Raw genomic sequence first — 22,862 nt, 5'->3', positions numbered from 1 at the left:
AAAATATGAAAAAATGTCTTGCTTTTTTAGCCGTTGCTGTTCTCGTGGCTTGTTTTTGCGTTTTTCCAGTTTCCGCGCAAGGGTCGCAAGATGTTCTCGTTTCCAGAACTGAAGATGTTTTGGATAATGGAGATTCGGTTGTTATAGAATTATACGAAAGTGCTGCACAGCTTCGTACAGGTAAGAATGGGTATAAAACCTTGACCTATTACAACTCTGGCGGCTCTGCTATTTGGGCAGTAACAGTGAACGGTTCTTTCACCTATAATTACGGCGTTTCCTCTACAGCGACCGGTGCCTCTGCCGTCGTAGAGATATTTAATAGTAACGCGACGTATATAAGCAAAAACGCCTACACTTCTGGAAACACCGCAACGGCCACGTGTACGGTAAGATATAATACCGTTTCCACAACACGCAGCGTCAGCGTTTCCTGCGACAAGTACGGGAATCTGTATTAAAGAATTTACTTTCATGTGATAAATAAAAGCCAGAGAACAAGCTTGTTCTCTGGCTTTTATAATTGACTTTTATTTTAAGAGATTTTTGTCTTCGCTCCACTCATCAGGATTATATGTATGCCCGTCGCCGGGTTCTTGCTGTATAGAGATATCTATCCCCACAGCCTTTACCCCTTCACATGAGCCTGTCTCATGGTCAAAGAAAAATGCGTCCCCGCCCTCCGCGAAAAAGATGCTGCCGCAGGGGTCGAAAGCGAAAGGCACCGCGTGTCTGAACCGGTCGCGGAGGGGCTCCTGGCCGAATACCCCGGCCCGAAAAACCGTGTCTATGCCGCAGTCGAGCCGGCCCTCAGCAAATAAGCGGGGCCAGGGCCTGCACGTATTCCAGCCTGCCGTCCCCGAATCTGTAGGCCGGGTCTATGGCCGGGCCCCCCAGGTAAATATCTCTCAGCCAGCCGGGCAGGGGACGGTAGTCACGCTCGAAGCTCTCTACCTCCTTGAGGGAAAGAGGGGCTGCCGGGGCGCGGAATACGTCGGGCACGGCGAGGGCCGCGTTGAATTCCTCGATGGCGTTATCATAACCATGGCCAAAATGCTCTCTATACTGCTCCACCCCGCCGGCATGGTTATAGGAGGCAATATGTGACTTACGAAGGATAAACTGTGCCGAGCATTGGGGGGATTTGTCATCATAGTTGAAGTCATAGATATGGTGGCAGTCATAATCCCTCAGCCTGCCATTGGTCGGGTCGCCTGTGATTGCGTGCAGGCGGTTTCTGTCCGTGCTCCGGCTGCCGGACATATTGATTGTATTGCAAGAGCTGCACGCGAAGTGTTCGGCCCTGAACTCCGGCGAAGGGGCATAGCCGGCCCCTAGGCGTGCCGCCGCGTTAGGAGAGGGGTGGTCAATATACGGCGGGTCCGGATAGGCGTTGGGCCAGCCCACGAAACCAGGCTCAATTAGTGCGTTTTCACTCATGATTTGCTCCTTTCTGATCTGCGGCGTTATAGGCTAAGGGTTTGCTTATGATAGGTGGAATTATAATCGTCCAGCATTTTCTGGAAGTCCTTGATGAAGTCGAAGATGGAGATGAAGTCGCTGTTGCTCTGGGCCTCGTCGCTGATGATGGCACTTTTATCTGCGGCTGTGGCTTCAAGGTAATAGCCAAGTATCTGCGGGGTGGTGAAACGGACCGTCACGCTGTTGGAGGTCGAAGTAGCGGTGGAGTTGCTGTGGGAGGAGGACGAGGACGAGGAGGAGCTGCCACCGAAGATAAAGAAACCGCCGCCCTTGGAGGAGTGCTCCTCCACGCTTTGGGCGAAGGAGTCGGACACGGACGTGGCCGAGGTGAAGCGGAGGGTGACGTCCCGGGCTATGACGAAGGCCGTGGGGTAGCAGGGGAATACACAGCTGTTCATCTCGTTGAACCGCTCGTCAGAAAACGCCGTGTACTCTTTGCTGGGAGCAATCCGCAGGCTTGAGGTGTTATACATATCTGTCTGCTGGCTGAGGGCCTGGCTGAGCCTCCTGGTGGGACTCACTGCTGCTATAGCCTCCAAAGAAGAAGGAAACGCCGTAGGAGGAGTTGGAGGCTGAAGCGGAGCTGGAGGACTGCTGGTTCACCTGCGAGAACTTGGAGGTGATTATCAGCTGCGTAAAGCCCTCCGGGATCTGGTTTGGCGCCACGCTGCCGGAGCTGTCCCCCTGCATGGCTGTGGAAAGGGCTATCTGCTGCTGCAGTTGGGCTATCTCCGCCTTTACGCTGTCCAGCTGGGCCTGCAGAGGCAGCAGCATGGACTTATACTGCTGTAGGTTTTTGCTCTCAAAGTAGGTCATAGCCGCGGTGGAGGCGGTTTCTGACGCCGCGTTTAATTTGCTCTGTGCGTTCAGGCAGGAGACGGCGCTTTCGCCCAGCTTTGAGAGCAGGTCGGAGACCTTGCCCACGTCTATGCCGAAGATGCGGGCGACTGCCGATGGGGGTATGCTTTCGGCCTTTTTATCGCTGGTGGAATCCAGGACACTGATAAAGGTCTTCAGCATATCTGTCGTGACCTTTGTATATGCTTGTGTCAGGTTGTTCATGGCGGTCTTATAGGCGTTCTCCGCGTTTGTGTACGCGTCATGGAGGGCCTTTACCGTTTCATCGTCCGGGATAACGGACAAGAGGGAGTTGACCTGTGTGGTCAGGCTGCTCTGCTGGGCGGTGAGGACGGACAACTTTTGGGACAGGGCGGCGGGGCTCTCCAGCAGGTCCATGGGGGTGAAGGAGCTGTCCAGCAGCTTAAACCAGTTCTCGGGGTAGAGGGTCACGGGATAGACAGTGCCGCCGTCCGGGTTGCGCTTTTCCACGTTGGACAGCGCCTCCTGGGCCTCGGCCACCTCCCGGCCGGCCCCGCTGCTCAGTATGCCGGTGATGACCTCCATATCTCCCGGCGAAAAAACGTTCAGCACCTTTCCGAGTTTTTCCTCTACAAGCAGCATCTGAGGCTCGGCTTCTGTCTCGTACCATTCCAGATATTCGTTCTGGATAGACCTGTTGTCTTCCACAGTGCCGCCACGGTACTTATTGGCCAGCCTCCTTTTCTCCTCCAGCTGCATCTTGGCCCAGTCCTGCTTGGCCTTCACATAATCGCTGTACAGCTTGTAAAAAACCTGCTGAAGGCTCAGCCCTGTGGAGGGGGTGCCGTCGTCAAAGGTATAGGGGTAGGGCGTCATCAACACTTTACGCAGCTTGGTTTTTGCGTCAAACAGCTTGTCCGCAAAGCTCGTTTGCGCTTCGCCGGCGTCTCCATTGTCCTATAGGGGATTGATAGGGGCGGGGGGGGGGGCCGCGTTATCTGGCGATGGCGTGGGCTCATTTGGGATATTCTCGTTCATAATTGTGACCTCCTGTTTAAGTGTTTTTCAGGTAGAGTTGATTGCTCAAGCCCTGTGGCTTGGTACGTTATGCTGACTTTACCATAGCTTTGCCGCGAAAATTGCAGAAGTTTGTCGAATAATGTATTAATAAGCGTGCCCTCTTCGCTTAAATTCTCCTGGCGTAATCCCGGTATCTTCAAAGAATATCCGATAAAAATATGTTCTGTTCACAAAACCCAGCTCGTTCATCACCTCAGAGATATATGAATATCCATAGCTTTTGGGCATGACACATAATACGCGATAAGTATTGGACATTAAATGAAAAATGACTTATAATAAAGGTGTTCTCGGGTTTCCCTTGAGAACACCTTTTTGAAATGCAATGGGAACATGAAGAAAATTCAAGGACATCACTAGGAGGAGAACAGCATGAAGTACACTAAATTAGGCAATTCTGACCTGAACGTGTCCCGCATCTGCATGGGGTGCATGGGCTTTGGAGACGCAAAAAGCGGCCAGCACAGTTGGACGTTGGAGGAAGAGCACTCCCGGGAAATCATCAAGCGGGGTTTAGAACTGGGAGTTAATTTTTTCGATACCGCCATTAGCTACCAAAGCGGCACCAGCGAGCAGTACGTGGGCCGTGCCCTGAGGGACTTCGCCAAGCGGGAGGAGGTGGTGGTCGCAACCAAATTTATTCCCCGTACCCCGGAGGAGATCGCGTGCGGCGTTACCGGGCAGCAGCACATTGATAAGCTGCTGGATACAAGCCTTCGCAACTTGGGCATGGACTACGTTGACCTATATATCTATCATATGTGGGACTATAATACGCCCATCTACGATATCATGGAGGGCCTGAATAACGCCGTCAAGGCGGGCAAGGTGCGGTATATTGGTATTTCAAACGCCTACGCCTACCAGCTTGCCAAGGCTAATGCCCTTGCGGAGCAGAACGGCTTTGTCAAGTTCGTGTCCACCCAGGGACACTACAATCTCATCTTTCGGGAGGAGGAGAGGGAGATGGCCAAGCTATGCGCCGAGGACAACATCGCCATGACTCCCTACAGCGCATTGGCTGGCGGAAGGCTCTCAAAGCGTCCCGGAGAGACCTCCAAGCGCCTGGAGGAGGACAGTTATGCCAAAGGCAAATATGACGGCACAGCGGAGCAAGACGGCAAAATTATTGCCAGAGTGGCGGAACTCGCCGGCAAGCACGGGGTGAGCATGACGGAAATTTCTCTGGCGTGGCTGCTGAGAAAGACGACGTCCCCGGTAGTGGGGGCCACCAAGCTGCACCACATCGAGGGCGCGGCAAGGGCCGTTGACCTGGCGCTGTCTCCCCAGGAGCTGGCCTACCTGGAGGAGCTCTACGTCCTCCACAAGCCGGTGGGCGTGATGGCGCAGAATACAGCGGCGTCCGCCAATGAAAAGCACGTCTGGTCAACGGGAAATCAAAAGATTTAAGAAGGAATTTATATGGAAAAACTATGTAAGAACGATTCTGATTGGACTGTTGGTAACCGGCGGTTTGAACCCATTCATTTATAACCTTATACGTTCAGATGTTCTTGCAGGCAAGCCAGAAATTTTTCCGCAGGCTTTGAAAGTATCTGGAACTTCTTCCAGATGATATTGCAGGGAGCTTCCGGCGCGCCGGTAAGGGGCCGGTAGCAAAGGCCGTTTCCCGCCGTATTGGCCAGTTTATCATAGCATATGGCATAGCCAAGTCCCTCCTCCACCAGCAAAGTGGCGTTGTAGACAAGAGTATAAGTCGCAGTGATATTCAGCTTTGCCGGGTCGCAGCTGAGCCAGGACAGCCCGCTGCCGCCCTCCCGCAGCTCTGAAATGGAGACGATGAGGGGCTGCTTGTGCAGGTCGGCGGGGGAGATGACCTCCTTTTGCGCCAAAGGGGAATCCTCCCGCATAAGCACCGCAAAGCGATTCTTTTCCGGCAGGGTCAGGGTGTTGAACTGAACAGGGCTTGTTTTGCCGTAGACCATGCCGAAGTCAAGGAGGCCCTTGTCCAGCCGCTCCGTGACAAACTCGAAGTTCCCGCTGGCGATATGAAAATTTATGCCCGGATATTTTTCCTTGACCCGCCGGGCGGTGCGGGCCAGCACCCGGTTCAGCTCGGATTCCCCGGCGCCGATGTACACGTCGCCGGCGGTATGCTCGTCGGCCCTGGCAATCTCGTCCTCGGTCTGCCGCAGGAGCTGCACCATTTCCACCGCCCGCTTGCGCAGGATCATGCCCTCCTCCGTGAGAGTGATGCCCCGGTTGCTGCGGACAAAAAGCTGTCTGCCCAGCTCGTCCTCTAAGTCCTTCAGCTGGCGGGACAGGGTGGGCTGGGACAGGTGAAGATAGTCTGCCGCGCTGGTGAAACTCTGCTCCCGTGCCACGGCCAGAAAGTATTGCAGGACGCGAAATTCCATAGCAATTCCCCTTTTTGGAGAAATTATAGCATGAGGTATCTATACCCGTCAAGTATGGGTACAACTCTAAGCTGCATAATTATTATGGCTATGCCTTTAGCAGTAAAAAGGCAAGGCAACAACGCCGAAGAATCCGCAGGGGCTTCTGCTCCGGCTGGCCTGCCGAGTGGACATACTTCACTGCTTCTTTGTGACAATCGGAACTTCCCTTTAAAGATAGATTGCGTTATAATAGAGCCAGAAAACACGAGCGGAGGTTTGAGATGGAAAAAAGTAAACGCTTATTTACTAAGAAGGACCTTCTAGCCCTGATCATCCCCCTTATAATTGAGAGCGCCCTCTCCCTGGTAGTGGGCATGATAGACTCGGTGATGGTGTCCAGCGCGGGAGAAGCGGCGGTGTCTGGAGTCTCTCTTATCGACACGGTTATGGTGCTGATCTTTTACATATTCTCCGCCATGGCGGCAGGCGGCGCGGTGGTGGCGGGGCGGTACAGCTGGCAATTGTTACGGTAATCGCCCGGTGCGTGGGGGCGGGCGAGTATGAGCAGGCAAAATACTATAACCGTAGGCTGATACTGCTCACTATGCTGGCAAATCTGGGGCTTGGCACATTTATGTACCTGGGACTGCCGCTGATTTTGAACCTCTATACCCTCAGTGCCGAGACCGCAGCCTTAATTGGCTCCATGTTTCTGTGGCACACCATCGGCGCGGCAACTCTTTGGCCGCTGCCCTTTGTGCAGACAACGTCGTTGAGGGCGGCCGGGGACGTGAAGTATCCTATGATTATGTCTATCGTTTCCATGTGGGTGTTCCGCTTCGGTGGGGCCTACCTGCTGTGCTATGGGTTGAATTTGGGCGCGGTGGGCATCTGGATATCTATGGCTATGCTGGACTGGGGGCTTAGGGCCGTAATTTACGCTTTGCGTTGGCGGAGCGGCAAATGGCGGAGCATGAAAGTCATATGAAAGACGCGGGGATATTCCGTGCTTGCTTTTCTTTCCACCTTGGCTTATAATAGAGGAAAGAGGTGGGCACATGGAACTGACCAGCCAGAAACGCGAAGTGAAGCTGCACGGCACCTACGGCTTCCCAGTATATGTGGGGCGCAAGCTGATTTCCGCATATCCCACCGGCTCCTTTCCCTGGCACTGGCACGACGAGGTGGAATTTACCCTGGCGGCTGCCGGGCGTATGGAGTACCGAGTCAACGACAGCCGGTACCTGCTGTCCGCCGGGGAGGGGCTCTTCTGTAACTCAGGCGCGCTGCATTCCGGCAGTATGCGGGAGACGGACTGCGACTATATTTCCATAACCGTGCACCCTCGGCTGCTCTCGGGGTTCGAGGGTAGCCTGGTGGGCGCGAAGTACGTGGCCCCGCTGGTGGAGAGCCAGGGGCTTTCGTCCATTTTGCTCACCAGAAGGGAGCCCTGGCAGGCTATAGTCCTTGAGTATCTGAATAAGATTTACGAGCTGTGCAGCCATCGGCCCGAGGGATATGAACTGCTGGTGCAGACACATTTTATGCAGATATGGGTCGAACTATCTGCACATTGTGCTGCGCAGGCAGGCGGCGGCCAGAGCGAGGACCCGGAGAAGCTGCGGCGCCTCAGAGAGATACTCACGTTTCTGCATGAACATTATGCAGATAAGATCACCCTTGAGGATATAGCGGCCCATGTGGGTCTGTGCAAGAGCGAATGCTGCCGGTTCTTCAAGCGCCAGATGGGCACGCCGCTGTTCGACTATTTGCTGGACTACCGGGTGGGCAAAAGCCTGATAAACTTGAAGGAGGGTTCATCGGTGTCCGAAGCCGCCGAAGCTGCCGGATTTAACGACCCATCATACTATGCCAAGGTTTTCCGCGCCCATACGGGGCGCTCTCCCAGCCAGTACCGCAAGGAGATAGGCGACAGATCTGCATAAATTATCATATAGAAAGGCATTTGCATATGGACCAGCAGACCACTTTTTTTGAAGCGGACCCGGCGGATACTCCGCTGGCCACCCGAATGCGTCCCAGAAACCTGGAGGAGTTTGCGGGCCAGCGGCACCTTTTGGGTGAGGGCAAGGTGCTGCGCCAGCTTATCGACAGGGACAGGGTGCCGTCAATGGTGTTTTGGGGCCCGCCGGGGGTGGGGAAGACCACCCTTGCCAGAATAATCGCCCGGCGCACCCAGTCTAATTTCATAAATTTCAGTGCGGTCACCAGCGGCATCAAGGAGATAAAAGAGGTCATGAACGAGGCAGACCGTACCAGGCTGCTGGGCGAGCGGACTATTCTCTTTGTGGACGAGATACACCGCTTTAACAAAGCCCAGCAGGACGCTTTCCTGCCCTTTGTGGAGAAGGGCAGCATCGTGCTTATCGGGGCCACTACCGAGAACCCCTCCTTTGAGGTGAACTCGGCCCTTCTCTCAAGGTGCAAGGTGTTCGTTTTGCAGGCCCTGAGTATCGAGGACCTGGTTGCCCTTATGACCAGGACTCTCACCGACCCCAGGGGCTTCGGCGGGCAAAATGTGCAGATAAGCGAGGATATGCTGGGGATGATAGCGGGTTTTGCCAACGGTGACGCCCGCACTGCTCTGGGAACACTGGAGATGGTGGTCCTCAACGCCCAGCGGCAGGACGGCAAGATAACCGTCACACAGGAGATATTGGAGCAGTGCATAAACAAGAAGTCGCTGCTATATGATAAGAACGGCGAAGAGCACTATAACCTTATCTCGGCCCTGCACAAGTCCATGCGCAACAGCGACCCCCAGGCAGCGGTGTACTGGCTGGCGCGTATGCTGGAGGCCGGGGAGGACCCCCTCTACGTGGCCCGGAGACTTGTGCGCTTTGCCAGCGAGGACATTGGCCTGGCGGACAGCCGGGCCCTGGAGATAGCCGTGGCGGCGTATCAGGCCAGCCACTTTATCGGTATGCCCGAGTGCAATGTGAACCTTACCCACGCGGTGATCTATATGTCCCTGGCCCCCAAGTCCAACGCTGCGGAGGCCGCATACATGGCTGCGGCCGCCGACGCGCAGAAAATGCTGGCGGAGCCCGTGCCGCTTATTATCCGCAACGCGCCCACCCGGCTTATGAAGGACCTGGACTATGGCAAGGGCTATCAGTACGCCCATGATTATGCAGATAAGCTGACCACCATGCAGTGCCTGCCGGACTCCTTAAAGGACCGCAGGTACTACGTCCCCACCGATCAGGGAAATGAGGCGCGGTTCGGGGAGCGACTCAGGCAGATAGAGGAGTGGAAACGCCGCAGGAGAGAGGAGGAGAAAAAGTAAGATGACAGGCCATGACATAGAGAGCGTCGCAGAGAAATACTATTCCTGCTTCTGCGGAGTACGGCACGGCGTACATACTTGAGGAATAGGGCATGAAAAAAATTTAAGCTCCCCGGCCGCAAAATACCCACAAGACTATTGACAAACGCAGAAAACCGTGATATAGTATATCGCAGAAAACAGAATAAATCCTTATCAAGAGCGGCGGAGGGACAGGCCCTGTGATGCCCGGCAACCTGTAGCGTGAAAGCTGCAAGGTGCTAATTCCTGCGGAATCAAGAGTTACCTTTGTAACTCTCCGAAAGATGAGGCGTAATAAGGACCCTCGCTTTCGAGAGTCCTATTTTATTTGCCCAAAGGGTTTATCCTGACAAATACTGAAAGGGGAAATAATAATGAAACTGTTCACCTCTGAATCCGTCACCGAGGGCCATCCCGACAAGGTCTGCGACCAGATTTCCGACGCTGTGCTGGACGCCATCATCAGTCAGGACCCCAATGCCCACGTGGCCTGCGAGACCACTGCCACCACCGGCGTGGTCCATGTGATGGGGGAGATATCCACAAACTGCTATGTAGACATTGCCGGCATAGCCCGGGAGGTAATTAAGGAGATAGGCTATGACAACCCCGAGTGCGGCTTTGACGGCAACACCTGCGGCGTGCTCACCTCCATTGACTCCCAGTCACCGGATATTGCCATGGGCGTCAACGAGTCTCAGGAGGCCAAGAATGGCGAGACCGACGAGAACAGCCTTATCGGCGCGGGGGACCAGGGCATGATGTTCGGCTATGCCTGTGACGAGACCCCGGAGCTCATGCCCGCCGCCATCTCCTTCTCCCATAAGCTGGCAAGGCAGCTTGCCCAGGTGCGTAAAGACGGCACCCTTAAATATCTGCGCCCCGATGGCAAGACCCAGGTGACCGTGGAGTACGGAGAGGACGGCGCTGTCAAGCGCATCGAGGCCATAGTGGTCTCCACCCAGCACGACCCGGACGTGAAGCTGGATAAGCTGAAGAAGGACATGATAAAGTACGTGATAAAGCCGGTTATCCCCTCCGAGCTGGTGGACAAGGAGACCAAGATATACATTAACCCCACCGGCCGCTTTGTAGTGGGCGGCCCTGTGGGCGACAGCGGACTTACCGGGCGCAAGATAATCGTGGACACCTACGGCGGCTATGGCCGTCACGGCGGCGGCTGCTTCTCCGGCAAGGACCCCACCAAGGTGGACCGCTCCGCCGCATATGCCGCCCGCTGGGTGGCGAAGAATATCGTTGCCACGGGCCTTGCCAAGAGGGCAGAGGTGGAGCTGGCCTACGCCATCGGCGTTGCCCGTCCGGTGTCCGTGATGGTGGACACCTTCGGCACCGGCTCCGTCAGTGACGAGGCCCTCTCCGAGGCCGTGCAGAAGGTCTTTGACCTTCGGCCCACTGCTATCATCAAGGAGCTGGACCTGCGCCGTCCTATTTATAAGAAGCTCGCCGCCTACGGCCATATGGGCCGCGAGGACCTGGGCGTGACCTGGGAGCAGACCAACCGCACAGAGGCCCTGCGCGAGGCCGTTGAGAACGCGTAGAGCTGATATAGTAAACGCACTTGAAAATCGGTAAATACTGATTTTCAAGCTTGGCGGTTATGCCGCCTGATTCAAAAGAGGTATTTACCTCTTTTGAACTGCGTTAACTTATAATACAGACCATAAGGGAGCCGGAGTTTTCCGGCCCCCTTATTTTTTTCGCCTGGGAGACGATATTATTTATATACTAAACAATATATAGGAAACGGAGGGCCGTCGCCATGGAGGGGGTCAACAGCGTCAGCAGGGAACAGATAAGGGATATAGCCAGATACCAGCAGAAGGCCGAAAAGCAGGAGGGTGGCGTCCAGGCAAAGCAGGCTGCGGCGGGAGAGGCCGCGTCAATAGATTTGAAGCAGCCGGTGGGTCAGGCCGAAGCAAAAATGCTGGCGGCACGCCAGACCCTTCGGGCCAATGAGGCCGTCTTGAGAGAGATAAAGGACGGCGTTGACCGAATGGAGAGCCTGGCCCGAGAGGCCGCGGCGGAGGGCGCGCCGGACCGGGAGGTCCTGGGGGAGGAGCTGTCGAAACTCAGGCAGGAGCTCATGCGCCTCCTTGGCGGTACAGCGGGGCTGCCCCTTTCAGATAGCGCCGCCCAAAGCCCGATAAGCCAGCTGCCCGCATGGCTGCTGCTGGCCATGGCGGACTCCCCGGACCCGGACCAGCTGCTGGCGGCCCTGGGGCTGGACAAAAGCGCCGGCGGCAGCGAGATAATGGCGGCCCTTGCGAAGCTGCCCCTGGAGGACCCGGGGGCGGGGTATCTGGCGGCGGTGTACCTGGGCGCGGTGATAGCCGGAGGCGGCACGGATAAGCTGGATCCGGAGATGGCCGCCCAGGGGCTCCTGCGGCTGCTGGAGGCTATGCAGAACGGTCTGGCCCCGGACGAGGCGGTTTCGGAGCTTACCAACGGCCTTTTTGATAGCCTGGAGGATTTCCAGCAACAGTTTTTAGACGGCATGGCTCCGGGAATGGAGGCCTTCTTCTCGAACCTGCTGTTTTCCGGGGGCTTCTCCATGCCTGACCTTATGGACCTGCTCTCCGGCGGGGGCATGGGGGAGACGGACCTGCTCATGACCCTGTTGGCCGCGCTGGACGCGGCGGTGGGTATGCTCCCGGAGCTGGGCAGCAGCGGAGAAGCCACTGGGGAGACTCAAGATCCGGCTGCCCAGCAAGCCTCGCAGTCCCAGGATATGGGCGGATTTACGGCGGAGGGCCGGGAGCTTACCGGCGTGGCATATGACGCTGAGTCAAACGCTGTCACTGTGAGCGGAGACGAGAAGGTTATCCTTCGCGGCCATGGGGAGCAAACCTCGGCGCTGGAGCTTCGCGGGCAGGGCCAGGTAGAGATACGCAATGCAAACGCCGCCCGAGTAACGGTGGATAATGCCAAGACCCAGCTTTATACCAAGGGCGAAACAGAACTGCATGAGCTCAGCTTTAAGGAAAAGGCCACGCTCACTTTGGCGGGGAGCGGACTCACCCGCCTCGGGGACATAAAGGGCGGGCCTGATAATGTTCTGCGCCTAAAGGAGGGGGCGTTCATATTGGAGCGGCAGGCGGCGGAGCTGCCCGTCCGCGTGGTAATAGAGGGCGCGGTAATGCTCCAGGTCCCCAGGGAGAGCCATGTGTTCAACGCCCTTGGGGAGGAGCTTGAGCCCTACGACCTGATGTGGAAAAGTATGTTTCCTGGGTGGAGCTCCCTCGAGGGCATGACAATAGACGGCCGCCACGCGCAGATGATGCTTTTAAGGAGCGCGCAGCCGGACCTTGCCCGGCTATGGCTCCTAAAGGGCGATCCCTCCCAGGGCTACCCGGCCCACCTTATCGCACTTGAGGGCCGGGGAAGGTCCGAGGAACTGCAGACCCGGTACGTGTACCTACAGTGGAGCCGTATGCAGAGAAAATTTATACCCATCTCCATGTTCCCCAACCCCTTCACCGTCACCGGCGGAGAGGAGGACGTTGACTGGCGCTACGAGGAGGACAGCCGCACCCTGCGGGTGCTTACCGGCAAGGTCACCGGCCTTAAGGGGGGCGCCGGCACGGACGCGGTGGACCGGCCCTTCAGTGGGCGGCTGGCCCTTGCGGACGGCATAGGCGCGGTGGAGCTGACCCTTGACGGCGTGACCTGCCGTGTGCCCTCCGGCCGGGCGTGCAGCTTGGGGAGCGGCAACAGGGTGACCTTGCTCTTAAAACGCGGCACCGAGAGCCTGTTTGAGAGCGGCGCGGGCTGCGCCGGCATCTCCCTTGGGGACGGCACCTCTCTATATATAGACCAGACCCGGGCCACCGGCCAGCCGGACGGCGCCCTGACCGCCAGGGGCGGCGCGGCAAGCCCGGGCATAGGCCGGGACAGCGGCCACGGAAAGGGCCGGACCGCCTCTATAATGATAAGGGGCGGCCGGGTCACAGCGGTAGAGGGCAGGAGGGAGTCCGGCGGGGGAAAGCCCCCCAGGCGCACCCTGGCCGGGCTCAGTCTGGCGGCACGGGCGTTAAAGTTGGACGCTATGGACATATCCACAAAGGAGGCCGCCAGTGATGCGGTGCGGCAGCTTTCAGCCGGCCGGCGCTGGGTGAACCGTCTGCAGGAGGCCTATAGGGCTGTATACGGCAAGCTTGGCCAGAGTCTTTCAGACCCCGGGAGCATCAGCCGCTATGCCCAGGCGGTGCAAAACGGCGAGGAGGCCGGGGCTCTGATGTGGGAAATGCGCCGGGAAATGGAGAAGCCCTCCGCGGGCCCCTACAGCCGGTGGGAGACAGAGGACGTGGACCAGTTGCTGAAGGCCATGGAGGATATGATAAATCAGTAGGAGGTATGGGCTTTGAAAAGGTTTAAGGTTATCGGAAGTGTTGGAGCGGTAATGTTGGCCCTAAGTCTGGCGGCAAATGTTTTCCTTGGAACACAGTATGTCAAGTACATCGAAGCGTGCAGGCGTGACAGCTTTGAGACAATGCAGGTCGTGCGCTCATTTGAGGGCGTCTGCGAGAAGGTTGCCCGGATTGCGGAGGGCGGCAGCATTGACGAGGCAGACCTGAGGTGGCTTCAGGAATATGTGGCGCACACATGCTTTGAATTTCAGAATTACGCCGGCGAGCGCGGGCTTGAGCGCTGCGCGGAGGAGGACGATATATTTGCTAAGTTTATGGACCTGAAGGATATAGTGTTCAAGATAGAAGACGGAAGCAATATCCCAGACTATATTTTGGCGGCCATAGAGAGAGGCGGTCATGTGGAGTATCTGAAAAAGTTGTCGGATATCAGCAGGGACTTTCTTAAGGAGCGGGAGAATTCAGAAACAGCCCCAAACGATGGGGCGGAGTTCTGGAAATACTATTTAAGCAGGAGATAGAGAGTGGCCTTGGATAAGAAAAAACTCCCCGCGCCTCCAATATATTGTAGACATTTGCTGCCTTCTGTGGTAAAATAATATTGCCCGAAATATTTAACAGAAAGGGGTGCATTTTAGTAATGGACATCAAACAACTGATAACGCAAATGACTCTGGAGGAGAAGGCCAAATTCTGCTCCGGCGCGGACTTCTGGCACGTGGAGGGTCTCGAGCGCCTGGGGATCCCCTCGGTAATGGTTACAGACGGCCCCTGCGGCCTGCGCAAGCAGGCGGGGGAGACCGACCATCTGGGACTGAACGCCTCTGTCAAGGCCATAAGTTATCCCACCGGCTCCTGCGTGGCCTGCTCCTTTGACCGGGAGCTTCTTCGCGAGTCCGGCGAATACTTGGGCGACGAGTGCCAGGCCGAGGACGTGGCGGTGCTGCTGGGCCCGGCGGTGAACATCAAGCGCAGCCCCTTATGCGGGCGCAACTTCGAATATTTTTCCGAGGACCCGTATCTGGCCGGAGAGCTCTCCGCGGCCTATATAAGCGGCGTGCAGAGCAAGAACGTGGGCACAAGCCTAAAGCATTTCGCGGCAAACTCCCAGGAGCACCGCCGTATGACGAGCTCCAGCCAGGTGGACGAGCGCACCCTCCGGGAGATATACCTGCCCGCCTTTGAGAAGTCGGTGAAGCAGGCAAAGCCCTGGACTGTCATGTGCTCCTATAATAGGCTAAACGGTGAGTATGCGTCTGAGAGCCACAGGCTATTAACAGAGATACTCCGGGATGAGTGGGGATTTGAGGGCGCTGTGATGAGCGACTGGGGAGCCGTAAACGACCGGGTAAAGGGCGTGCCCGCAGGCATGGACCTGGAGATGCCCGGCCCCGGCAACGGAAACACCAAAAAGCTCATAGCGGCGGTAAAGGCCGGAGAGATGAAGGAAAGTGACCTGGACGCTGCCGTGGAGCGCATACTTGCCTTTGTGTTCAAGTACATAGAGAACCGCAAGCCTGATACGAAATTCGACTATGAGGGCCATCACGAGAAGGCCAGGCAGATGGCGGCAGAATCTATGGTACTGCTGAAGAACGACGGCATACTGCCACTGAAGAAAGAGGACAAGGTGGCGTTCATCGGCAAGTTTGCCAGTGAACCAAGGTTCCAGGGCGGCGGCAGCTCCCATGTGAACAGCTACAAGGTTTCCGGCTCCGTGGAAGCCGCAAAGGAGTACGGCGTTACCTACGCCCAGGGCTATGACACCAAGACCCAGGAGCCCGACGACGAGCTCATCTCCCAGGCTGTAAAGACCGCCCGGGAGGCCCAGGCGGCGGTTGTCTTTATCGGCATCACCGACGCCATGGAGAGCGAGGGCTTCGACCGGGCCGACATGAAGATACCCGCCTGCCAGGAGAAGCTGCTGCGGGAGGTGGTAAAGGCCCAGCCCAACACCGTTGTGGTGGTGGAGTGCGGCAGCGCCATCGAGATGCCCTGGATAGACGAGGTGCGCGGCGTGCTCTATGCCTATCTTGGCGGCGAGTCCGTGGGCCCCGCCGTGGTGGACCTGCTCTATGGCCGCGCCAACCCCTGCGGCAAGCTGGCCGAGACCTTCCCACTGAGGCTTGAAGACAACCCCTCGTACCTCTACTACCTGGGCGAGGGAGACCGCACCGAGTATAGAGAAGGCATCTTCGTGGGCTACCGCTACTATGACAAAAAAGATATGCCGGTGCTGTTCCCCTTCGGCCACGGCTTGAGCTACACCCAGTACGAGTACAGCGATCTGACCTTGGACAAGACCAGTATGAAGGACACCGACACCCTGACTGTCACTGTAAAGGTGAAGAACGTGGGGGACCGCGCCGGTAAGGAGATAGTACAGCTCTACGTATCCGATGACCAGAGCACAGCCATACGCCCCGTAAAGGAGCTCAAGGGCTTTGATAAGGTGGAGCTGGCCCCCGGCCAGGAGAAGACCGTCGCCTTCACCCTTGACAAGCGGGCCTTTGCCTACTATAACGTGGATATAAACGACTGGCATGTGGAGACTGGCAGCTTTACCGTCATGATAGGCAGGTCCAGCCGTGATATACAGCTTTGCGCCAAGGTGGAGGTGGAGAGTACCCAGCAGATAAAGAGGACCTATAGCTTCAACAGCACCATCGGCGACATCATGGCCGACCCCAAGGGCGCCCAGATGGTGGGCCAGATGATGCAGGCCATGAACCCCATGCAGGAGGCGGAGGAGTCTGACGCGAACCCCATGGGGGCGGAGGCCATGCAGGCAATGATGCAGTATATGCCGCTGCGCGGTATTATAATGTTCGCTGGCGGCGCGCCGGAGGTTGCGGCAGGTTTGCAGCAGCTTATCGACGCACTAAACGCTCAATAATCTTTTAGTATAGAAAGGCAGTAAGAATGAAAACTATAGCAAGCTTTACAGTAAACCACGACAAACTGGAGAAGGGAATGTACGTCTCCCGGGTCGACGGAGACGTTATCACCTATGATATCCGTATGAAGAAGCCCAATATGGGCGACTATCTGAATAACGGACAGCTGCACACCTTTGAGCACCTGTTTGCCACCTATGCCAGGAACACGGAGCTCTCGGACAGCGTTATATACGTAGGGCCCATGGGCTGCCGCACCGGCTTCTACCTGCTCCTTCGGGACAGCGTGAGTAAGGAGCAGGCAATAAAGCTGGTGCAGGAGTCCTTCAAATTCATCTCCACCTTCGACGGTGTTATACCCGGCAGCAAGCGGCAGGAGTGCGGCAATTATCTTGAGCACGACCTCCCGGGGGCCAGGGAAGTGGCTAAAGATATGCTGGAGGTGCTGAAAGACTGGGCCCCGAAAGATATGGAGTACGCAGAGTAATCGACATAATATCACGCTAGCCAGTGGTACAATATGAGCCATCGGCCTGGGATACTGGAAATTCTTAGTAAAGCTTTTGCATAAATTATCCTGCAAAGGCATAGAATGGGAATTGTAACCAGACCGAAATATATGGGGACGAGCCCTTGTCCCCTAACGAAAGGATTGTGCTCATATGAAGAAAAGACTTCTGGCGGCGGTGCTGGCGATTGCTCTGACGGTTTTACCCATAATGGGTACCGGCGTGTCGGCAAAAGGCTCGGGTCTCAATAGCTACATTGAGGTGACCGGCTATGATCCGAAGGCGGACTATATGACCCTGATGCTCCGGGCCCTGAAGAATGGCGGCACCTACGCCATGCAGGTGGGCGCTATTTACGAGCAGCAGCGCAACATGAAGATCGACGACAAAAAGCTGCCCTATCAGAAGACCAGCTACTTTACCGACTATACCACGGCAAAGGAAATTTTGGCGGCTATTGAGGCGGCCAAAAAGCCAAAGCCCAGCTACACCGAGGAGGACCTGGACCTGCTGGCCAGGATAATCAACGCCGAGGCGGGCTGCGACTGGATACCTGACTGGGTCCAGAGGATGGTGGGCAGCGTGGTGCTCAACCGGGTGAAAAGCAAGCATTTCCCCAACACCATCCGAGAGGTCATATACCAGCCCGGGCAGTATGGACCGGTGTATAACGGCATGATTCACTATACCCCGACGAAGAAATCCATAGAGAACGCCAGATACGTGCTGGAAAACGGCAGCACCTGCCCGGACAATGTCACCGGCCAGAACGGGGTGATATCCGGCAGCGGGGTTTATACCAGCTACTACGACAGCATATTGGGGACCACCATTTATTTCTGCTACACCTGATACTGAGATATGAGGGGAAAGGCCGGGCAATAAGCCCGGCCTTTTCCCTTGACAAAAGGGCTCACAGGGGGTATAATATATGGATGACAACGGCATAGCCGCTACGGAAAGGAAAATGTGAGCATGGCTGAGAAGCAGTTTTTTGTTACTAAAGAAGGATTAAAGGACCTGGAGAAAGAGCGCGACTATCTGATAATGGTGCGGCGCAAGGAGGTCTCTGAAAAGATAAAAGTAGCCCTGTCCTTCGGGGACCTGTCCGAGAACAGCGAATATGACGAAGCCAAAAACGACCAGGCCGTGGTGGAGGCCCGCATCGCGGACGTTGAGATGATGCTGAAAAACGCCGTGGTAATAGACGAGGAGGCCCTGGGTAACGAGACCGTGCATATCGGTTCCACCGTCGAGGTGAGCGTTACCTCCCCAAGCGGCAGGCAGAGCGAGCGCACCCTGCGCATAGTGGGCTCCAACGAGGCCGACCCCAGGAACGGAAAGATATCCGACGAATCCGCTGTGGGCCAAGCCCTTATCGGGGCCGTGGTGAATCAGACCGTAGTGGTAGAGGCCCCCGCGGGCATGGCGACATATGTGGTGAACTCTATCAGCTGACTATATGCAGAAAGATACTTTTAGATAAAAGGGAGAGGGAAGAATGGCGGAAAAGGCACAGCCCCAGGAGCTGAGTGAGATATTAAAGATACGCAGAGATAAGCTTGAAAATATGCAGAAACAGGGCAGCGACCCATATCTGCACACACGCTTTGACGTGGACATAAAGGCCCAGGAGATACTGGAGAGGTTCGAGGAGGTAGAGGGCAAGGAGGTGCGTGTCGCCGGGCGCATAATGAGCCGTAGGGGCATGGGCAAGGTGGCCTTTATGGACCTCCAGGACAGCTCCGGGCGTGTGCAGATATACGCAAAGATAGACGTGATGGGGGAGGAGAGCTATAAGGCCCTGCAGGCCTCTCTTGACATCGGAGACGTCGTGGGCGTCAAGGGTGAGGTTTTCCGCACCCAGCGGGGAGAGATATCGGTGAAAGCCCTTGAGCTTACCATACTCTCAAAGGCGCTGCTGCCCCTGCCGGAGAAGTACCACGGTCTGACAAACACCGATGCCAGGTACCGCCAGCGCTACCTGGACCTTATCATGAACCCGGAGGTGCGGGAGGTATTCGTAAAGCGCTCAAGGATAATCAGCGCCATCAGGGAATACCTGGACGGCCAGGATTTTCTTGAGGTGGAAACCCCTGTGCTGCACACCCAGGCGGGCGGCGCGGCGGCGCGGCCCTTCATCACACACCACAATACCCTGAACATGGAAATGTACCTGCGCATAGCCCTGGAGCTGCACCTGAAGCGGCTGATAGTGGGCGGCTTTGACCGGGTGTACGAGATGGACCGGGTATTCCGCAACGAGGGTATGGACACCTTTCACAACCCGGAGTACACCATGCTGGAGTTCTATCAGGCTTACACCGACATAAACGGCATGATGGACCAGACCGAGGGGCTTATCCGCTTTGTTGCCCACAAGGTGCTGGGCACCGGCAGGGTGGAGCGCGACGGCGTGGAGATTGACCTGGACAAGCCTTTCGCAAGAATAAGTATGTCAGAGGCCGTAAAGCAGTACGCCGGGGTGGACTTCACTAAGGTGGAGAGCCTCGAGGAGGCCCGGAAGCTTGCGGACCAGCACCATATAGAATACGAGCAGCGGCACAAGAAGGGCGAGATACTGAACCTCTTTTTCGAGAAATACTGCGAGGAAAAGCTGGTGCAGCCCACCTTCCTGACCGGTCACCCGGTGGACATCTCGCCCCTTGCCAAGAAAGACCCGGAGAACCCCGAGTACACCCAGCGCTTCGAGCTGTTCATCTGCGGCCGCGAGTACGCCAACGCCTTCAGCGAGCTAAATGACCCCATGGACCAGCGCCAGCGCTTTGAAGCCCAGGCCGCCCAGAAGGCCGCCGGCGACGACGAAGCCTGCGATGTAGATGAGGATTTCCTCACCGCCCTGGAGTATGGTCTGCCGCCCACGGGCGGCATGGGCATGGGCGTGGACAGGCTTGTAATGCTGCTTACGGGTGCGGCTTCTATTAGGGATGTGCTGTTGTTCCCGACAATGAAGACCTTAGATGGTGTAAATAAGAAAAATGATGTAAGCCACAAGGCTGTTCAGGCGGTTGCAAATGATGTAAACACAGAGCCGGAGAAGATTGATTTTTCTAAGGTAGAGATTGAGCCTCTATTCAAGGATTTCGTTGATTTTGAGACTTTCTCTAAATCGGATTTCAGAGTCGTAAAGGTGCTTGAATGTGAAGCCGTACCGAAGTCAAAGAAACTCTTAAAGTTTACATTAGACGATGGCACAGGCGAAAACAGGACGATTTTAAGCGGTATTCACGAGTATTACGAGCCGGAAGAATTGGTCGGCAAGACTTGTATCGCTATCACCAATCTTCCGCCAAGACCGATGATGGGTATTGATTCCTGCGGTATGCTGATAAGCGCTGTTCACAAGGAGGAAGGTGCAGAAAAACTCCATCTTCTGATGGTAGACAACCACATTCCGGCAGGCGCAAAGCTCTATTAAGATGTATCGTTTCCCCGGTAAAACGGGATGTACTTTAATGCCGGGATACGCCCCATCAGTACACATCTACATCAAATTTACATCATTTGGTGCAGGAAAGTGTGCAGAGGCTGAAAAATCGCATAATTTCTAAGATTAAGACCTTGAGAGGATAATACCTTTCAAGGTCTTTTTTGCGTTGTACGGTGTATCCGGTCGCAAACTACAAGTTTTCTTTGATTTCCAATACAATGTAATTGCAAAGGAGGTTGAGGTTTGATTATGAGTAACAGTTTAGCCTGTTCGCTGTCCATCGCGTCCAAAAGCTGTGTCTGTTCTTCTTTTTTGAGAAAGGACAGCTCATAGGCTGGGTTCAGGGCAATTTTCTTTTCGTCCACCATGTTCAGCAGTTCGGGGATTAACTCGGTCAGACGAATGTAGCGCGAAATCTGGTTCCGGCTTTGCCCAACCTGTTCCGCTAAAATTTCTCTGGATTACTTACCTTCAAAATTCCGCCCAAGTTGGGCGGAACTTTTAGAGGGCCGACCTGCCTGCCGTTTCATGGCATCCAATTTCATCTTGTAGGCAAAAGCCCTCTCGCTGGGGAGAAGGCTTTCCCTTTGCAAGTTGCTGTCAACCATGATAATCGTGGCAGCATCATCGTCCAAATCCCGGACAATGACTGGCATGGTTTCTTTCTCTGCCAGTTCGCTGGCCCTATGCCGCCTGTGTCCGGCTACCAGCTCATAGCCGCCGCTGGGGTCGGGTCTGGCAATCGCCGGGACCAGAACGCCATACTGCCGGATGCTGTCAGCGGTTTCCATCATGGCATCATCATGGATCGTGAAGCGGATATTCGAGTATGCCAATGCCGGTATGGGGCCGAACAAAATCGCCACGTTATTCCGTCAGGAGCAAGTGCCCTGTCCCTCCTGGTGGCTCCATCAACGAGGGGAGAAACAGTATCAGAAACGATTTGAAAGACCGGCCAACAAATATGAGTGGTCGCATACAGTTATCCGCAATATCATTAGCAATCCTCTTTATCTCGGACACACTGTGATGTGTAAAACAGAAATCGTGTTTAAGGTTGGAAAATTCAAAAAGGTTCCAGAAGCAGAGCAGATACGGGTAGAAAACACCCATGAGCCGTTAGTGTCACAAGAGGTATTTGATGGGGCCAACGCCAAAATTCTGAGCCGCAGGCGCGATACGACGGATAATTTTGTATCTATTTTTTCCGGGCTGGTGAAGTGCGGGACGTGCGGGAAGGCGCTGGGGCTGCGCTACTGGACGGGAAAGCGACACAGGGTTTACGTCTGTACCACCTATGCCCATAACACGAAAGCGTGTACCGACCACCGCATTTTCTATGATGATTTGTACGACGCGGTTTTGGCCGACATCCAGTACCACGCCCAGCTTGCCTATGAGGACAGGGACAAGGCCGTTGCCCTGGCAATCAGGATGAACGACAAAGCGGAGGGCAGCAGGGCGAAAAGCAGCGAGGGCAAGCTGAAGCAGGCCCGGAAACGCTATGATGAAGTGACCCGGATGTTTGACCGGCTGTATGAGGATTCCCTGTCCGGGCGTATCTCCAATGACAACTTTACCCGGCTGGTAGACAAGTATCAGGCAGAGCAGGCCCAGCTTCTGGAGCAGATCGACGCGCTGGAGCGGGCCATGCAGGAGGTCAGGGACACCCGGCAGAACGCGATACAGTGGGCTGACCTGATGGCGGAGTACGCCGGTATCCAGGAATTGACCGCCGAAAACCTCAATCTTTTGGTGGAGCGCATTGAGGTTTGTGACCGGGCGGCGACAGATGACGGAGTGGAGCAGACCATCCGTATCTGTTACCGCTTCGGCGGTTACATAGGGGAGCGGTGTTTCAGGGCAAGGGTGCTGAAACATCCCTCCCGAAAGAGGGGGGCGGACGATGAAAAAGCATTACTTGTATCTTGATGATGCGGAGTGGCGGCGGCTGGTGTTCTATTTGAATGAGTTCCGCAACAAACTGATTGCCCAGGGCCGCTACACCAACTGCGTGGATGAATTGCTGGTAAAGACAGTCAGCGCAAAGACCGTGAAAATACGATGATGGGGGTATCATGATGGAAAAATCTCTTTTTGAGCAAATGGGCGGTACATATGAAATGCGGGGCGATTACCGGTTCCCCTGCCTTGCTCTACCGGCTGAAGAAAAGCCGGTAGGGGTATGGGGCCAGCGGCACCTGCGGTACATCAGGCAGCACCGCAAGGCCCTTTACACGGCCCTCTGGATGGGCGGTGGGCTGCATGATTACCTTGCCGACATTGACCGGCAGGCCGAGGAAATGTTCTTTCAGTTGGTAAAAGATTACGCCCAGCGGCAGGGCATAACGGAGCGGTTAAAGGCTGAAAATCAAATGGAATGGGTAGGTCGGATGAATAGCTGCAAGGCTCAGGTGGAAGAAGTCATTATGGCGGAATTGATTTATACTTAGGGGGATTTGATGCTGGCACTTATTTCAGCATCAAAAAGGGAGATTGCAACTTCAAGTTGCGTAAAAGCACGAAAAAGTTGGTTGTGTATTGT

The 22,862-nt window shown here is 55.7% G+C and carries 21 protein-coding genes, 1 pseudogene and 1 riboswitch; of the genes and pseudogenes, 17 read left to right on the top strand and 5 right to left on the bottom strand.

What is annotated here, in order from left to right; genetic code table 11:
• Positions 1 to 5: 5 nt before the first annotated feature.
• Positions 6 to 461 (top strand): hypothetical protein, encoded by a 456-nt coding sequence (locus tag ADH66_RS20045; RefSeq protein WP_157130705.1) that lies wholly within the window; start codon positions 6 to 8, stop codon positions 459 to 461.
• 349 nt (positions 462 to 810) lie between these two features.
• Here ADH66_RS20045 and ADH66_RS11345 read toward each other — a convergent pair whose 3' ends face one another.
• The 3 genes from ADH66_RS11345 to ADH66_RS11335 are packed head-to-tail and all read right to left on the bottom strand — an operon-like array spanning position 811 to position 3,180.
• A complete protein-coding gene (locus ADH66_RS11345) occupies positions 811 to 1,440 on the bottom strand; it encodes a hypothetical protein (protein WP_066540767.1) in 630 nt (209 codons plus the stop codon).
• A gap of 26 nt (positions 1,441 to 1,466) precedes the next feature.
• Complete coding sequence (locus tag ADH66_RS11340; protein WP_157130706.1) at positions 1,467 to 2,003, bottom strand: hypothetical protein; 537 nt, start codon at positions 2,001 to 2,003, stop codon at positions 1,467 to 1,469.
• Positions 1,948 to 3,180, bottom strand: a complete 1,233-nt coding sequence (locus tag ADH66_RS11335; protein ID WP_157130707.1) for a hypothetical protein — start codon at positions 3,178 to 3,180, stop codon at positions 1,948 to 1,950. The genes ADH66_RS11340 and ADH66_RS11335 overlap by 56 nt, the downstream gene beginning before the upstream one ends.
• Before the next feature lie 573 nt (positions 3,181 to 3,753).
• Between ADH66_RS11335 and ADH66_RS11330 the strand changes: the two genes are divergently transcribed.
• Complete coding sequence (locus ADH66_RS11330) at positions 3,754 to 4,791, top strand: aldo/keto reductase (RefSeq protein WP_066540779.1); 1,038 nt, start codon at positions 3,754 to 3,756, stop codon at positions 4,789 to 4,791.
• 86 nt (positions 4,792 to 4,877) lie between these two features.
• On the opposite strand, the gene ADH66_RS11325 is transcribed toward ADH66_RS11330, so the two are convergent.
• Positions 4,878 to 5,759, bottom strand: coding sequence for a LysR family transcriptional regulator (locus tag ADH66_RS11325; protein ID WP_066540781.1), 882 nt, complete (start codon positions 5,757 to 5,759; stop codon positions 4,878 to 4,880).
• 263 nt (positions 5,760 to 6,022) lie between these two features.
• Here ADH66_RS11325 and ADH66_RS21040 point away from each other — a divergent pair, with 263 nt between their 5' ends.
• The 12 genes from ADH66_RS21040 (at position 6,023) to lysS (ending at position 20,305) form a co-directional block, all read left to right on the top strand.
• A complete protein-coding gene (locus ADH66_RS21040; RefSeq protein WP_066540783.1) occupies positions 6,023 to 6,274 on the top strand; it encodes an MATE family efflux transporter in 252 nt (83 codons plus the stop codon).
• A gap of 11 nt (positions 6,275 to 6,285) precedes the next feature.
• Positions 6,286 to 6,729: an MATE family efflux transporter gene (locus ADH66_RS21035; RefSeq protein ID WP_066540785.1), complete on the top strand. Its 444-nt coding sequence runs from the start codon at positions 6,286 to 6,288 to the stop codon at positions 6,727 to 6,729.
• Between the two features lie 70 nt (positions 6,730 to 6,799).
• Entirely contained in the window at positions 6,800 to 7,687 is an 888-nt protein-coding gene (locus ADH66_RS11315; protein ID WP_066540787.1) for an AraC family transcriptional regulator, read from the top strand.
• A 26-nt stretch (positions 7,688 to 7,713) separates the two neighbouring features.
• Entirely contained in the window at positions 7,714 to 9,051 is a 1,338-nt protein-coding gene (locus tag ADH66_RS11310) for a replication-associated recombination protein A (protein ID WP_066540789.1), read from the top strand.
• 189 nt (positions 9,052 to 9,240) lie between these two features.
• Positions 9,241 to 9,363: riboswitch (SAM riboswitch) on the top strand.
• Between the two features lie 77 nt (positions 9,364 to 9,440).
• Entirely contained in the window at positions 9,441 to 10,631 is a 1,191-nt protein-coding gene (gene metK / locus ADH66_RS11305) for a methionine adenosyltransferase (RefSeq protein WP_217959728.1), read from the top strand.
• A gap of 221 nt (positions 10,632 to 10,852) precedes the next feature.
• On the top strand, positions 10,853 to 13,441 hold the full coding sequence (locus ADH66_RS11300; RefSeq protein WP_066540793.1) for a hypothetical protein: 2,589 nt from the start codon (positions 10,853 to 10,855) through the stop codon (positions 13,439 to 13,441).
• Between the two features lie 12 nt (positions 13,442 to 13,453).
• On the top strand, positions 13,454 to 13,981 hold the full coding sequence (locus tag ADH66_RS11295; RefSeq protein WP_066540796.1) for a hypothetical protein: 528 nt from the start codon (positions 13,454 to 13,456) through the stop codon (positions 13,979 to 13,981).
• 119 nt (positions 13,982 to 14,100) lie between these two features.
• On the top strand, positions 14,101 to 16,356 hold the full coding sequence (locus tag ADH66_RS11290) for a glycoside hydrolase family 3 C-terminal domain-containing protein (RefSeq protein WP_066540799.1): 2,256 nt from the start codon (positions 14,101 to 14,103) through the stop codon (positions 16,354 to 16,356).
• A 26-nt stretch (positions 16,357 to 16,382) separates the two neighbouring features.
• The gene (locus tag ADH66_RS11285) at positions 16,383 to 16,844 is read left to right on the top strand and encodes an S-ribosylhomocysteine lyase (RefSeq protein WP_066540802.1); all 462 of its coding nucleotides are present in this window, start codon (positions 16,383 to 16,385) and stop codon (positions 16,842 to 16,844) included.
• A gap of 175 nt (positions 16,845 to 17,019) precedes the next feature.
• A complete protein-coding gene (locus ADH66_RS11280) occupies positions 17,020 to 17,718 on the top strand; it encodes a cell wall hydrolase (RefSeq protein ID WP_066540809.1) in 699 nt (232 codons plus the stop codon).
• 123 nt (positions 17,719 to 17,841) lie between these two features.
• Positions 17,842 to 18,324 carry a transcription elongation factor GreA gene (greA, locus tag ADH66_RS11275; protein WP_066540812.1) on the top strand — a complete coding sequence of 161 codons (483 nt, stop codon included), beginning with the start codon at positions 17,842 to 17,844 and terminating at the stop codon, positions 18,322 to 18,324.
• 43 nt (positions 18,325 to 18,367) lie between these two features.
• A complete protein-coding gene (gene lysS / locus ADH66_RS11270) occupies positions 18,368 to 20,305 on the top strand; it encodes a lysine--tRNA ligase (protein ID WP_066540814.1) in 1,938 nt (645 codons plus the stop codon).
• 275 nt (positions 20,306 to 20,580) lie between these two features.
• Here the strand turns inward: lysS and ADH66_RS11265 are convergent.
• Positions 20,581 to 21,177 (bottom strand): annotated as a pseudogene (locus ADH66_RS11265) (ParB/RepB/Spo0J family partition protein); the annotation flags it as partial.
• Between ADH66_RS11265 and ADH66_RS11260 the strand changes: the two are divergent.
• Genes ADH66_RS11260 through ADH66_RS11255 form a run of 3 tightly spaced genes read left to right on the top strand, consistent with a single transcriptional unit; the run spans position 21,089 to position 22,770 of the window.
• Positions 21,089 to 22,249, top strand: a complete 1,161-nt coding sequence (locus ADH66_RS11260) for a recombinase family protein (RefSeq protein WP_330397536.1) — start codon at positions 21,089 to 21,091, stop codon at positions 22,247 to 22,249. The pseudogene ADH66_RS11265 and the gene ADH66_RS11260 sit on opposite strands and share 89 nt — an antisense overlap.
• The gene (locus tag ADH66_RS20440; RefSeq protein WP_169714847.1) at positions 22,224 to 22,385 is read left to right on the top strand and encodes a hypothetical protein; all 162 of its coding nucleotides are present in this window, start codon (positions 22,224 to 22,226) and stop codon (positions 22,383 to 22,385) included. The genes ADH66_RS11260 and ADH66_RS20440 overlap by 26 nt, the downstream gene beginning before the upstream one ends.
• A 13-nt stretch (positions 22,386 to 22,398) precedes the next feature.
• Entirely contained in the window at positions 22,399 to 22,770 is a 372-nt protein-coding gene (locus ADH66_RS11255; RefSeq protein WP_066540816.1) for a TnpV protein, read from the top strand.
• Positions 22,771 to 22,862 lie beyond the last annotated feature (92 nt).

Source organism: Acutalibacter muris, from assembly GCF_002201475.1.
Taxonomy (GTDB): Bacteria; Bacillota; Clostridia; order Oscillospirales; family Acutalibacteraceae; genus Acutalibacter; species Acutalibacter muris.
Note: the sequence above shows the minus strand (reverse complement) of the source record. Positions and strands in the feature narration are given on the sequence as shown.